The organism is Streptomyces spectabilis (genome assembly GCF_008704795.1).
GTDB classification, from domain to species: domain Bacteria; phylum Actinomycetota; class Actinomycetes; order Streptomycetales; family Streptomycetaceae; genus Streptomyces; species Streptomyces spectabilis.
Genome location: NZ_CP023690.1, coordinates 2,298,899 through 2,311,794 on the forward strand (window position 1 = coordinate 2,298,899; position 12,896 = coordinate 2,311,794).

At 73.7% G+C, this 12,896-nt stretch carries 10 protein-coding genes; 4 read left to right on the forward strand and 6 right to left on the reverse strand.

Annotated elements, in window-relative coordinates; translation table 11 throughout:
- Positions 1 to 9 precede the first annotated feature (9 nt).
- The 3 genes from CP982_RS09805 to CP982_RS09815 form a co-directional block, all read right to left on the reverse strand.
- Positions 10 to 2,868, reverse strand: a complete 2,859-nt coding sequence (locus CP982_RS09805; RefSeq protein WP_150510152.1) for a peroxidase family protein — start codon at positions 2,866 to 2,868, stop codon at positions 10 to 12.
- Between the two features lie 275 nt (positions 2,869 to 3,143).
- A complete protein-coding gene (locus CP982_RS09810; RefSeq protein WP_150510153.1) occupies positions 3,144 to 3,554 on the reverse strand; it encodes a YchJ family protein in 411 nt (136 codons plus the stop codon).
- Between the two features lie 382 nt (positions 3,555 to 3,936).
- Positions 3,937 to 4,638 (reverse strand): FadR/GntR family transcriptional regulator, encoded by a 702-nt coding sequence (locus CP982_RS09815; RefSeq protein WP_150510154.1) that lies wholly within the window; start codon positions 4,636 to 4,638, stop codon positions 3,937 to 3,939.
- Between the two features lie 209 nt (positions 4,639 to 4,847).
- On the opposite strand from CP982_RS09815, the gene CP982_RS09820 reads away from it, so the two are divergent.
- On the forward strand, positions 4,848 to 5,351 hold the full coding sequence (locus CP982_RS09820; protein WP_150510155.1) for a gluconokinase: 504 nt from the start codon (positions 4,848 to 4,850) through the stop codon (positions 5,349 to 5,351).
- A gap of 80 nt (positions 5,352 to 5,431) precedes the next feature.
- Positions 5,432 to 6,838, forward strand: coding sequence for a GntP family permease (locus tag CP982_RS09825; protein ID WP_150510156.1), 1,407 nt, complete (start codon positions 5,432 to 5,434; stop codon positions 6,836 to 6,838).
- A 6-nt stretch (positions 6,839 to 6,844) separates the two neighbouring features.
- On the opposite strand, the gene CP982_RS09830 is transcribed toward CP982_RS09825, so the two are convergent.
- The 3 genes from CP982_RS09830 to CP982_RS09840 form a co-directional block, all read right to left on the reverse strand.
- Positions 6,845 to 8,449 (reverse strand): APC family permease, encoded by a 1,605-nt coding sequence (locus CP982_RS09830; protein WP_150510157.1) that lies wholly within the window; start codon positions 8,447 to 8,449, stop codon positions 6,845 to 6,847.
- A gap of 61 nt (positions 8,450 to 8,510) precedes the next feature.
- Entirely contained in the window at positions 8,511 to 9,479 is a 969-nt protein-coding gene (locus CP982_RS09835; RefSeq protein ID WP_150510158.1) for a hypothetical protein, read from the reverse strand.
- Between the two features lie 207 nt (positions 9,480 to 9,686).
- Positions 9,687 to 11,342 (reverse strand): FAD-binding dehydrogenase, encoded by a 1,656-nt coding sequence (locus CP982_RS09840; RefSeq protein WP_150510159.1) that lies wholly within the window; start codon positions 11,340 to 11,342, stop codon positions 9,687 to 9,689.
- 590 nt (positions 11,343 to 11,932) lie between these two features.
- Here CP982_RS09840 and CP982_RS09845 point away from each other — a divergent pair.
- Both CP982_RS09845 and CP982_RS09850 read left to right on the forward strand, forming a co-directional pair.
- Entirely contained in the window at positions 11,933 to 12,463 is a 531-nt protein-coding gene (locus tag CP982_RS09845; protein ID WP_150510160.1) for an NUDIX hydrolase, read from the forward strand.
- Complete coding sequence (locus CP982_RS09850; RefSeq protein ID WP_150510161.1) at positions 12,460 to 12,894, forward strand: YidH family protein; 435 nt, start codon at positions 12,460 to 12,462, stop codon at positions 12,892 to 12,894. Before CP982_RS09845 ends, CP982_RS09850 begins: the two co-directional genes overlap by 4 nt.
- Positions 12,895 to 12,896: the final 2 nt, after the last annotated feature.

A 12,896-nucleotide genomic window follows, 5' to 3' on the forward strand; every position in this document is an offset into this window, starting at 1 on the left:
GCCGCCCCCTCAGCGCGTGGGGTGGGGCGGCACCTGGCGCCACGGGGCGAAGGCGGTGGCCGTCCGGGGCAGGAGTGCGGCGAGGTCGGGGCAGTGGCGCAGGATGACGGACTTCATGCCGCCCTTCTGGACCCAGTCGATGCCCAGCGGGGTGTAGATCTCGGGGCGGAAGTCGACGGTCAGGAAGCGGTCGCTCTGCAGGCGCCTGGTGGCCATGAGGATGAAGACGCGGAACGCCGTGTCGCTGAAGCCGAATCCGGTGGGCGGGTTCTCCGCGAACAGGCCGATCATGGTGTCGACCTCGTCGACGGACGCGTAGACGTCCTTGAGCCGGGCCAGCGTCTCCGGGTCCTCGGTCAGGTCCTCGAAGCGGCGGACGCGCGGCTTGTGCAGGCCCGCGAGGAAGTCGTTGTAACGGGGCACGCCCCGGCGCCGCGTACGGACGAGGTCGACGACGGACAGGTCGATGACCTCGCCCTCGCGCTCGAAGGCCTGGAGGGCGCGGGGGAAGTTGTGGAGCGTGATGGCGCCGGGGTGGGCGATGCCGAAGGAGTAGAGGGTGTTGGCGAGGCCGGTCTTGCGGACGGCGCCCTCGGCGGCGGCGCCGTTGATGTCGAGGAACCCGACGGTTTCGAGGCGCTGCCCGAAGTGGTGCTCGCGCAGCTCGAAGTCGTCGGGGATCAGCGGGTGCATGCGGTAGACGGTGACGAAGTCCTCGGTGAGGGAGTACGGCGCGCCGTGGTGGTCGGGCAGCGTGCCGGGGATGCCGGTGAGCGCGTGGGCGTCGAAGAGCCACAGGCCCAGCTTGGTGAGCCAGCTGTCCGGCGGGCCGTCCCAGTTGGTGTGCAGGCCGATGTCGAGGGCCTCGGTGGCGAGGATCGCGGGGGTCCACTCCACGGTGTGGATCTTGGCGATGAGCGCGGAGACGACGAGCCTGGCCGTCTGGTAGACGGACTCCTCGCCCATGGAGGGGTAGGCCCCCCGCAGGGCGTCGCAGACGGCGTTGTGCTCGCGGGCGAAGAGGGTGTGCATGACGCTCAGGCCGAGCCACCAGCTGTCGGTGAAGCCGCTGAGCGGGACGCCGCTCTGGCCGATCGGCAGATGGCCCCGCTCCAGGCGCAGCTGGGCGCCGCCGTCGGGGATCCGCAGGGAGCGCGCGGTCGTCTCGTCCTCGCCGTACACCTCGGAGCCGTCCCACCAGTGGGACGCGGTGTTGCCGAAGAGGATCGGCGGCCGCCCTTCGGGCACGGGCAGGCCCTCGTTCTCGGCGAAGCGCATCACGGTCTCGGCGGGGCCGCTGGGCGTGTTGCGCCAGGACATCCCGCCGGGCAGCGGCACCTCGACGGTCTTGGTGCCCGCGGGGTGGCGGCGGTGGTTGACCCAGTCGTGCACCTGGAACTGGATCCAGGCGGCGGCGAGGATGTTGAGCGAGGTCGCGGGCAGGAAGGTCTCGCGGTGCAGGAGCTGCCTGCTGACGGTGACGGGGTTCGGGGTGTCGAAGAGGTCGGGGCGGTAGACGGGGGCGAGGTTGCGCCCGAAGGCCGCGCCGACGGAGCCCATGGCGGGCGCGGACAGGTCGTTGTGCGTGCCGTCGTAACTGCGGGCGGCGCGCAGCCGCTCGTCGGCCGGACGCGGTACGGGCACGGGCTTGGGCGGCGCCTCGTGCGCGTCGGTGTCGATGAGGTTGAAGCGGCGCAGCGCCTTGCGCAGGAAGACCAGGTTCAGCAGGCTCGCCCGCGTGCCCAGGCGGTGCCAGGGCAGATAGCGGTTGAGGAGCCGGAAGGCGGCACCCGCGGGGGCCGAGAGGATCCGGTTGCGCAAGGGTTCCCCGGATCGGAAGCGCAGGCCGCCGCGGTGGGCGGCGCTCGCCTCGTAGGCGGCCTTGCGGGCCCGGTTGAGGTTGCCGAGCGGTCGGAAGTCGTCGGTGGTGTACCAGGGGTTGAAGGCCAGTTCCTCCACGCGGCCCGCGGCGGCGCGGGCCTCGGCGGTGTCGAGGTCCTGGCTGGGGATGGTGAGCCGGGCGACCGGCAGGGCGGGGGCGACGGCCTCGCGCCAGTCGGTGGCGCCGTCCTCGATGGGGGTGCGCGTCTCGTCCACGTACCGCTGGACGCACAGGTCGAAGGAGACGTCGGCGGACGCGAGGCGGTGTTCGAGGTCGCGGCGCAGGTGGTTGGGGTCGCGCCGGTCGGAGCGCGGTCCCGGCGCGGCGCCGCCCGCCGGGCGCAGCAGGTACCGGACGGGCCCCGCGTCGCCCCACAGGATCGCGCCGCGGCTCCAGTACGTCTCGCCGGCGAGGCTGGTGACGGCGTGCCGGGTGGCGGCCCGTACGTTGCGCCGCATGCGGGTCGCGGTGGCCGGGCCGACGGCGAGCGGGAGCTTGACAAAGAGGCCGAAGGCGGCGCGCGGCGGGGTGCGGGCGCCCGCCATGGCCTTGGCGAAGGCGACGAACTCGCGGGCGTCCCTGGCGTGCGACACCGGCCAGTTGGTGGCGAGCAGGTCGTGGCTCTCCTCGGCGGTCACGCCGACGCGCACGGCGATGCCGCGCAGGTCGGCGGCGCCGTCGGCCTGCCGGATGCCGCTCGCGTTGGAGATCCGTACGGTCGCCGGGTACTCGGCGCCCGGCTCGGCGAAGCCGCGGCGCAGCGCGTCGGGCAGGTCGTCGTGGAAGCGCAGGCGCGCGTTCTCCACGCCGAGCGCGGCCTTGGCGTGCTGGGTGCGGGCCAGGGAACCGGCGCCCGCGGCGCGCTTGTTGACGTCCTGGACCTTCATCAGCTCGCGGGCGAGCCGCTCGAAGAGGCGTCGCTCCGCTTCCGGGCTGCCGTCCAGATAGCGCTCGTAGCTGCGCTCGTACGGTGTCGCTTGGGCCATCGGGCGCTTCCCTTCGCACGAGGTCGCGTTCACGGCGGGAGGCGTCGACGCTACTGGCGGCGCCGGACGGCCGCAGCGCGCGATCCCGCCATGTGCGCGGGCCGTGGCCGGGCTCGAACTGGCGGGCGGGCGGCGCCGTTCGGGCCCGTCAGCGGCTTGTGGCGGCGGCGCCGTCGGGGCGGTGCGCGTCCCTCGCGGGCCTTGGTTCCCACGCACCCCACCGCGCCGGGCGCGGCGGTGGCCGGGTCGCGACGCGGCGCGGTCGCGGGGGCGGGTCAGTCGATGAAGTCGCCGTCCACGTAGACCCAGGCGCCGTCGACCCGCTCGAACCGGCTGCGCTCGTGCAGGGCGCCCGGCCGGCCGCTGTCGCGGTACGCGGCGCGGAAGGTGACGGTGCCGGTGCTGTGGAAGGCGGTGCCGTCGGTGGTGTCCTCGATCTCCAGGCCGCTCCAGCGCAGGGCCGGGTCGAAGTCGATGCCGGGCGGGCGGGTGCGCGGGTGCCAGGTGCGCAGCAGATACGCCTCGTCGCGTACGGCGAAGGCGCTGTAGCGGGACCGCATCAGCTCCTCGGGCGTGGCGGCGGCCGCCTCGCCGCGGTGCAGTCGGCCGCAGCACTTGTCGTACGGCAGGGCGGGGCCGCAGGGGCAGGCCCGGGGGTGGGGGGCGCGTGGCGCACGGGGGGACATGCGGGTCATTCTGCCGGGCGGGGTGGTGGCCGGGGGCGGGTGGGGCGGGGGCTCCGAGCGCGGGTCGGGTGAGGCCGGGGCCCCAGGGCGGGCCGGGAGGGCCGGGGCCGCGCCGGGCGCGGTGGACGCGGCCCCGGCCGGGGCCGGTGGGGCGGCGGCGTCGGGTCCGGTGGATGCCATGGAGCGGCGGCTCCGAGCACGGGCCGGGCGAGGCCGAAGCTCCGTGCGGTCAGGGCCGTCAGGGGGCCGGGGCGCCAGGGCTGTTAGGGGGCCAGGCTCACCAGGGCGCCAGGCCCGCGAGGGCGGCACGCCCGCCAGGGCGACACGCCCGCCAGGGCGACACGCCCGCCAGGGCGACACGCCCGCCAGGGCGACACGCCCCTCAGGGCGCCAGGATGTCCAGTTCCTGGAGGGCGCCCTCGGCGATTTCGCGGGTCAGGGCCTCGGCCCGGACCGCGTCGCCCTCCCGCACCGCCTCGGCGAGGCGTACGTGCAGCGTCACGGCCGCCGGGTCGGGGTCCTCGAACATCACGTCGTGCTGCGTACGGCCGGTCAGGATCTCGGCGACGACGTCGCCGAGGCGGGCGAACATCTCGTTGCCCGAGGCGTTCAGGACGGTGCGGTGGAAGGCGATGTCGTGCACCAGGTACGCCTCCAGCTGCTGGCCGCGCGAGGTGGCGACCATGCCGAGCGCGTACTCGGTCAGGGTCGCGCACTGCTCGGCCGTGGCGTGGCGCGCGGCGAGGCCCGCGGCGACCGGCTCGACGGCCGAGCGCAGGACGGTCAGGGAGCGCAGCTGGCGCGGGCGGTCGGCGCCGGCCAGGCGCCAGCGGATGACCTGCGGGTCGTAGACGTTCCACTCCTCGGCGGGCAGGACGGTCACGCCGACCCGGCGCCGGGAGGCGACCAGGTGCATGGACTCCAGGACCCGCACCGCCTCGCGCATCACGGAGCGGGACACCTCGAAGCGCTGTGCCAGTTCGTCCGTGCGCAGGACACTGCCGGGCGGGTACTCGCCCCCGGTGATGCTGGGCCCGAGGCTGTCCAGTACGCGGGCGTGCAGCCCCGGGGCCTGTGCGGTCATGGGGTCAGCGTACGAGGAGAGCACCACGGCTAAAAAGTCAGACTTTTCTGTCACAGGCTCTTGAATTTGTCTGACCTAATGAGTTTCAGTGGCGTGAACGGAACGGGTCAGTGTCTGAAATCCCCGGCACCCACGTCACCCCGGCCTCCCCGCCCGGGGACCGGGCGGCGGGCCCGACCGATGTCGATGAAGACAGCGAGGCAGCAGCGATGAGCACCCCCCACGTCGTCGTAGTGATGGGCGTCGCAGGAACGGGCAAGACCACGGTCGGCCCCCTGCTCGCCGCCCGGCTCGGCGTTCCCTACGCCGAGGGCGACGACTTCCACCCGCGGGCGAACATCGCCAAGATGTCGTCCGGGACCCCCCTGACCGACGACGACCGATGGCCCTGGCTCGACGCGATCGGCGCCTGGGCGCACGGCCGTGCCGGGCACGGCGGCGTCGTCAGCTGCTCCGCCCTCAAGCGCGGCTACCGCGACCGGCTGCGGTCCGCCGCGCCCGGCCTCGTCTTCGTCCATCTGACCGGCGACCGGGCCCTCATCGAGGACCGGATGAGCCACCGCGAGGGCCACTTCATGCCGACCGCGCTCCTCGACTCCCAGTTCGCGACCCTTCAGCCGCTCGGCGCGGACGAGGCGGGCGTGGCCGTGGACGTCGCGGGCACGCCGGAGGACATCGCGGACCGGGCGGCGAAGGCCCTGGCCGCCCGGTAGCGCCCCTCCCGCTCCCCCACCCCTTCTCTCGTACGTACGTCCTCACGCCGGCGTACGCCTCAATCGCACAAGGAACCACCGTGACCAGTCTCAGCGTCGAGATGCTGGCAGCGGACCCCGTCGAACCGATCACTTCGGCGGGCCATGCCCAGCTCGGCATCGCCGTCCTCGCGGGCATCGCCGTCATCGTCCTGCTCATCACGAAGTTCAAGGTCCACGCCTTCCTGGCGCTGACCATCGGCTCGCTGTCCCTCGGCGCCTTCGCCGGGGCCCCGCTCGACAAGGCCATCAGCAGCTTCACCACCGGGCTCGGCTCCACCGTGGCGGGCGTGGGCGTGCTCATCGCGCTCGGCGCGATCCTCGGCAAGCTGCTCGCGGACTCCGGCGGCGCCGACCAGATCGTCGACACGATCCTCGCCAAGGCCGGGGGTTCCGGCGGCCGGGCCATGCCGTGGGCCATGGTCCTCATCGCCTCGGTGATCGGGCTTCCGCTCTTCTTCGAGGTCGGCATCGTCCTGCTGATCCCGGTCGTCCTGATGGTCGCCAAGCGCGGCAACTACTCCCTGATGCGCATCGGCATTCCCGCGCTCGCCGGGCTCTCCGTGATGCACGGGCTCATTCCGCCGCACCCCGAGCCCCTGGTCGCGATCGACGCGGTCAAGGCCAACCTGGGCGTCACGCTCGCGCTCGGCGTCCTCGTGGCGATCCCGACCGTGATCGTGGCCGGGCCGCTGTTCTCGAAGGTCGCCGCGCGGTGGGTGGACGTCGCGCCGCCCGAGAAGATGATCCCGCAGCGGGCCACCGACGAGTTGGAGAAGCGGCCGGGCTTCGGGGCGACCGTCGCCACGGTGCTGCTGCCCGTCGTCCTCATGCTCGCCAAGGCGCTGGTCGACATCGTCGTGGACGACCCCGACGCGACCGTGCAGCGCGTCTTCGATGTCATCGGTTCGCCGCTGATCGCGCTGCTCGCGGCGGTGCTCGTGGGCATGTTCACGCTGGGGCGGGCCGCGGGCTTCACCAAGGAGCGGCTCTCCACGACCGTCGAGAAGTCCCTCGCTCCCATCGCGGGCGTGCTGATGATCGTCGGGGCCGGCGGTGGTTTCAAGACGACGCTCATCGACGTCGGGGTCGGCCAGATGATCCTCGACTTCTCCGAGGACTGGTCCATCCCGGCGCTCCTTCTCGCCTGGCTGATCGCCGTCGCGATCCGGCTGGCGACGGGCTCCGCGACCGTGGCGACGATTTCGGCGGCGGGGCTCGTGGCCCCGCTCGCGGCGGACATGTCCACCTCGCACACGGCCCTGCTCGTCCTGGCGATCGGCGCGGGCTCGCTCTTCTTCAGCCATGTGAACGACGCCGGGTTCTGGCTGGTGAAGGAGTACTTCGGGCTCGACGTCGGCCAGACGATCAAGACGTGGTCGGTGATGGAGACGATCATCTCGGTGGTGGCGCTGGGGTTCGTGATGCTGCTGTCGCTGGTGCTGTAGCCCCGGCTACCCGGCCGGAGGCGGCGTCGTCGCGGCCTTCTCCAGCTGGAAGGCCTCGTTGCCCAGGCCGATGCGGGCGTGGGCATCGGGCCTGCGGGCGCGGAGGTACGCGCCGTGGGCGAGGCCGATGACCGCCGCCGCCCCGATGACCGCGGGCAGCAGCCACGGCAGCGCCGAGTCGGGCCCCGCGGAGACGAGGATGTCGAAGTCCTTGACGGTGTAGCCCGCGATGACGAGCAGCGCGACGGCCGCGAGGCCGGAGGCGACGAGGCGCCACAGCTGGGCGCGCGCGGCCCCGCGGCGCACGAAGAAGACGATGACCGCCACGGACGCGGTGGCCATCAGGAGCAGCACGCCGAGCGCGCCGACGTTGCCGCCCCAGGTGAACAGGTGCAGGACCGGTGCGGTCGGATCGCCCGCCGGCTTGTCGTCGGCGACGGCGAAGCCCGCCACCACGGCGGCGGCCACCACGGTCTGCAGGAGCGAGCCGGTGCCGGGCGCGCCGCTCGCGCTGCTGGTCCGGCCGAAGACGGCCGGGAGCAGACCCTCGCGGCCCATGGCGAACGCGTACCGCGCGACGACGTTGTGGAAGCTGAGGACCGCCGCGAACATGCCGGTCACGAAGAGGACGTGCAGGACGTCGGTGAAGGTGCCGCCGAGCCGGGACTCGGTGAGACCGAAGAGCAGGCCCGCGCTCTGTTCGCGCGCGGCGGGCACGATGCCCGAGGGCCCCGCGGCGACCGTGAGCGCCCAGGAGCTGAGCGCGAAGAAGACGGCGACGAACCCGACGGCGAAGAACATCACGCGGGCGACGACGACCTGCGGGCGGCTGGTCTCCTCCGCGTACACGGGCGCCTGCTCGAAGCCGGTGAACGCGGCGATGCAGAAGCACAGCGAGGTGGCGACGCCCGCGCCGGTGAGCGTGTCGGGGTTGAAGGCGTGCAGCGACACGCCCTCGGCGGAGGGGTCGGCGAGCGCGGCGACGTCGAAGACGACGACGAGGGCGACCTCCACGAGCAGCAGCACGCCGAGCACGCGCGCGTTGAGGTCGATCTTCAGCCAGCCGAGAACGGCGACGAGGGCCACGGTCACGAGCGCCGGTATCCACCAGGCGACGGTGACGTCCGCGTACTTGGTGAGCAGGCCGGACACCTCGAAGCCGAGCAGCCCGTACAGGCCCGCCTGGAGCGCGCTGTAGGCGACGAGCGCGACGGCGGAGGCGGCCGCGCCCGCGGTGCCGCCGAGGCCGCGCGAGATGTAGGCGTAGAAGGCCCCGGCGTTGTGGACGTGCCTGCTCATCTCCGCGTAGCCGCAGCTGAACAGGGCGAGGACGACGCCGAGCGCGAGGAAGAGCAGGGGCTGGCCCACCACGCCCATCACGCCGTACGTGGTGGGCATGACGCCCGCGACCACCATCAGCGGCCCGGTGGCGGCGAGCACGGAGAGCAGCAGGCCCGCCGTGCCGAGGCGGCCCGCGCGCAGCGCCCGCTCCTGGCCCATGTACGTGTTGATGTCCCCCTGGCCCGCGGCGGGCCGGCCGTGGACTCCGGTGCCCTGTCCCGCGGGGTTCCCCGCTCTGCTTGCACTCGCGTTCGAACTGCCCGTCGCCATGGCGCGGTTGTCCTTTCCGCTGTTCGTGGGTCGATCGGTCGGGTGTGGTGCCGCCTACGCGTCACGCGGTGCCGAGCGCGGCTGCGCGCGCGGCGGTGTAGGCCTCGTGCGGATCCCGGTCGGGGTACGACCAGGGCGCTTCGGTCGCGTACCGGCCGATGCGGTGGAACAGCGCGGCCGCCTCTGCCGACCGGCCCTCGCAGTGCGTGGCGTGGGCGAGGAAGTTGAGGTCGACGAAGGCGCGCGGGTGGGCGGTGCCCGCCGGAGCCCCGCCCGGGGTCTCCCACTCCAGCCACCAGTCGAAGGAGGCCTTCATCACCTGCCGGGCGCGGCGGCTCGACCAGTGTCCGGAGGCGAGGGGGTCGTGGCTCTCGCTGCCCGCGGTGGCGAGGACCCGGTAGCGCTCGGCGTGCGCGACGACCGGGAGCACCGCGAGCGGCGAGTGGGCGGGCACCTGCTCGGCCGCCCAGGTGGCGAAGTCGTACACCTCGTGCAGCGGGTCCTGGCCCGCGCCGGGCCGCCGCTCGGCGAGCCGCGCGAGCATCAGGTAGTGCGCGTGGTGGTGCTCGGGGTGCCGGTGCCTGACCTCGTCGAAGAGCCGTACGACGTCTTCCTCGTGGCCGAGCGAGCGCTCCAGGAGCAGCAGCGCGAGCCAGGGCGTCGGGTCGGCCGGGACGCGCGCCGCCGCCTCGCGGCAGGCGGTGCGGGCCTTCTCGGAGCGCTCCTTGCCGCGCAGCGCGCGGTGCACGGCGGCGTGGGCGAGCAGCACGGCGGCGTCGGCGCTCTCCGGTTCGGCGAGCCGCCAGTCGCGGATCCACGCCGTGGTGCTCGGCTCGCGGGCGAGGACGTCGCAGCGGTGGCCGCGGCGGTCCCAGTCGTCGCCGGTGGCGGCGAGGAGCTCCCGCACCTCGGTCCAGCGTCCCTGCGCCAACGCGGCGCGCGCGGCGACGAGTTCGGCGTCGTCGAGGGCGGCGTCGAAGACGTGGCTCGCGCGTTTGCGAGAGCGACCGAGAGGTGGGGGTGGGGACACCGCGGGCGTCCTCCCAAGACGCGGTAGGCGGGCAGGCGATCTCGCACAGCCAACCGGTAGGCGGCGCTCCGCGTCAAGGCCCAGGCGCCCCAAGCGTCTTGACACGTCTCCCACGCATCCTGACGAACTCCTTCACGGGTTCCGGCGGCGCGCGGTGACTCCCCAGGGGCGGCGGGCGCCGGGCACGGCGCCGCCGTCAACCCCCTTCTAATCGACGGACTTTGCAGCCGCACGCCCTGCGGCGCGGCCCGAGAAGAGACAGCCCCCGAGGAAGGTGCCCTCCAGGGAGCGGTAGCCGTGCACCCCGCCGCCGCCGAAGCCCGCGGCCTCGCCCGCGGCGTACACGCCCGGCAGCGGTGCGCCGTCCTCCCGCAGCACGCGGGAGGACAGGTCGGTTTCGAGGCCGCCGAGCGTCTTGCGCGTGAGGATGTTCAGACGTACGGCGATCAGCGGTCCCGCCTGCGGGTCGAGGAGGCGGTGCGGCGCGGCGGTGCGGATCAGCCGGTCGCCGATGAATTTGCGCGCGCCACGCATGGCCATGACCTGGAGGTCCTTGGTGTAGGGGTTGACGGTCTCGCGGTCGCGGGCGGCGATCGTGCGGTGCAGGGCGGCCTCGTCGATGAGCGGCTCCTTGGTGAGCGCGTTCATGCCGCGCACCAGGGCGCCCAGGTCCTTCTCCACGACGAAGTCGGCGCCGTGGTCCATGAACGCCTTCACGGGCCCCGGCACGTCGGCCCGCGCCCGCTCGATGACGCCGCGCACCGACTTGCCGGTCAGGTCGGGGTTCTGCTCGGAGCCCGACAGGGTGAACTCCTTGCCGATGACGCGCTGGTTGAGCACGAACCACGTGTGGTCGTATCCGGTGCCCATGATGTGGCTGAGCGTGCCGAGCGTGTCGAAGCCGGGGAACAGGGGCACGGGCAGCCGGTCGCCGCGCGCGTCCAGCCACAGCGAGGAAGGGCCTGGCAGGATGCGGATGCCGTGCTTGTGCCAGATGGGGTTCCAGTTCTCGATGCCCTCGGTGTAGTGCCACATGCGGTCGCGGTTGATCAGCCGGGCGCCCGCCCGCTCGGCGATGCCGAGCATCAGTCCGTCGACGTGGGCGGGCACCCCGGAGAGCAGCTTCGCGGGCGGAGTGCCGAGCCGCTCGGGCCAGTGGGCGCGCACGAGGTCGTGGTTGCCGCCGATGCCGCCGGAGGTGACGATCACCGCCTGGGCGCGGAACTCGAAGGACCCGGTGACCTCACGGCTGCTGGCCTTGCCGCGCTCGGCCGCCGACGGCTCCAGGACCTCGCCGGTCACGGTGTCGACCGCGCCCGCGCTGCGGCCGAGACCGGTGACCCGGTGCCGGAACCTCAGCTGTACGAGGCCGCGCTCGACGCCCTCCCGCACGCGGCGCACGAACGGGGCGAGCAGTCCGGGGCCCGTGCCCCAGGTGATGTGGAAGCGGGGCACGGAGTTGCCGTGCCCCTGGGCGTCGTAGCCGCCGCGCTCGGCCCAGCCGACGACCGGGAAGAACCGCACGCCGAGGCCGTGCAGCCAGGCCCGCTTCTCGCCGCACGCGAAGTCCACGTACGCCTTGGCCCACTCGCGCGGCCACCGGTCCTCCTCGCGGTCGAAGGCGGCCGTGCCCATCCAGTCCTGGAGGGCGAGTTCGCGGTGGTCCTTGATCCGCATGCGCCGCTGCTCGGGGGAGCCGACGAAGAAGAGCCCGCCGAAGGACCAGTGGGCCTGCCCGCCCAGGGACTGCTCCGGCTCCTGGTCGACCAGGATCACCCGGCGGCCCGCGTCCACGAGCTCGGCGGTGGCCGTGAGCCCGGCGAGCCCCGCGCCGATCACGATGACGTCCGCGTCGTAGGCCATGGCGGCTCCTTCTTCGACTGACTCGGCTCGGCCGCGCCCCACGGCGGTGGTACGTGCCCGCGGACGCGTGTTACTCGTGAGTCAGATCCTGGATAGCCCCACGCCGGACGTCAACCGTCCGGTACGAGGAACCCGGGCGGGGGTCCCACCCGGGTTCCGCTCGGGCCGCGGGGGCCGCCCGCGATCCGCCTGGGGCTCGCGGGGCCGCATGGGCCTGACCGTGCCCCGCCCACGGGACGCGCGGGGTCCGCCCGTGACCGCCCGGGGTTCGACTGCGAGCCGCACGTGTCCCGGCGGTGACCCGCCTGTGGACCCCTTGAGGACTGCGCAAGGTCCGCGGGGTTCACCGGTGGACCGCCCGGAGCCCGCACGTAGTCCGTCGGTGAACCCGCCGGTGGGCCGTCCGGCGGCTGCCCAAGGATCGCGAGAGCTCGCATGTGGCCGCACGTGGTCCGTCTGGATCTGCCGGTAGCCGCCCGACGGCCGCGGGAGGCCCGCAGCCGTACGCGGTCCTGGGGCTCGGCGTCACCGGCTCGCGGAGGGCGCGGGGCGCAGGCCTCGGGCCTGGGTTGACCTGTCAGGATGGCCGTATGAGCGTTGACGTCACGAACCCGGCGGACGAGATCCTGGCCGTCGTCGACGAGCACGACCGCGTGATCGGCGAGGCCCCGCGCGGCGAGGTGTACGCCCGCGGTCTGCGCCACCGCTGCGTCTTCATCGAGGCCCGGGACACCGAGGGCCGCGTCTTCGTGCACCGCCGCACCGACACGAAGCTCGTCTTCCCCTCCCTGCACGACATGTTCGTCGGCGGAGTCGTCGGCGCGGGCGAGTCCTACGACGACGCGGCCCTGCGCGAGGCCCAGGAGGAGCTCGGCGTCTCCGGGCTCCCCCGCCCCACCCCGCTGTTCAAGTTCCTGTACGACGACGGCGCGGGCCGCACCTGGTGGTCGTACCTCTACGAGGTCCGCTGCGCGGCCCCGGTGGACCCGCAGGTGGAAGAGGTCGCCTGGCACGACTTCCTGACCGACGCCGAACTCGCGCGGCGCGCCGAGGAGTGGGAGTGGGTGCCGGACGGCCTGGACGCGTACCGGCGCCTGCGCGGCTTCCGGGCGACCCGATGACGGGAGGGCCGGGAGGGCCGGACGGGTCGAGAGGGGACGGGGCCGGGGGTCTGCGGAGCGTCCGGCTGTGGTTCGGCCCCGCGCGACTCCGGGACGAGGGCGACACCCCGGACTACCGCTTCTCGCTGGCCAACGAGCGCACCTTCCTGGCCTGGCTGCGCACGGCGCTCGCGCTGGTCGGCGGCGGCTTCGCCGTGGACCAGTTCCTGCCCGACCTGCGCTGGGGCGCCCGCGTCGGGCTCGCGCTCGCCCTGCTCGCCGCCGGGGTGCTGTGCTCGCTGCGGGCGGTGAACCACTGGGTGCGGTGCGAGCGGGCCATGCGGCGCGGCGAGGACCTCCCGGTCTCGCGCTTCCCCGCGCTGCTCAGCCTCGCGGTGGCGGTGGTCGCCCTCGCGATGGTGGTGGTCGTGGTGTTCGGGTGGGAGGGGTGAGG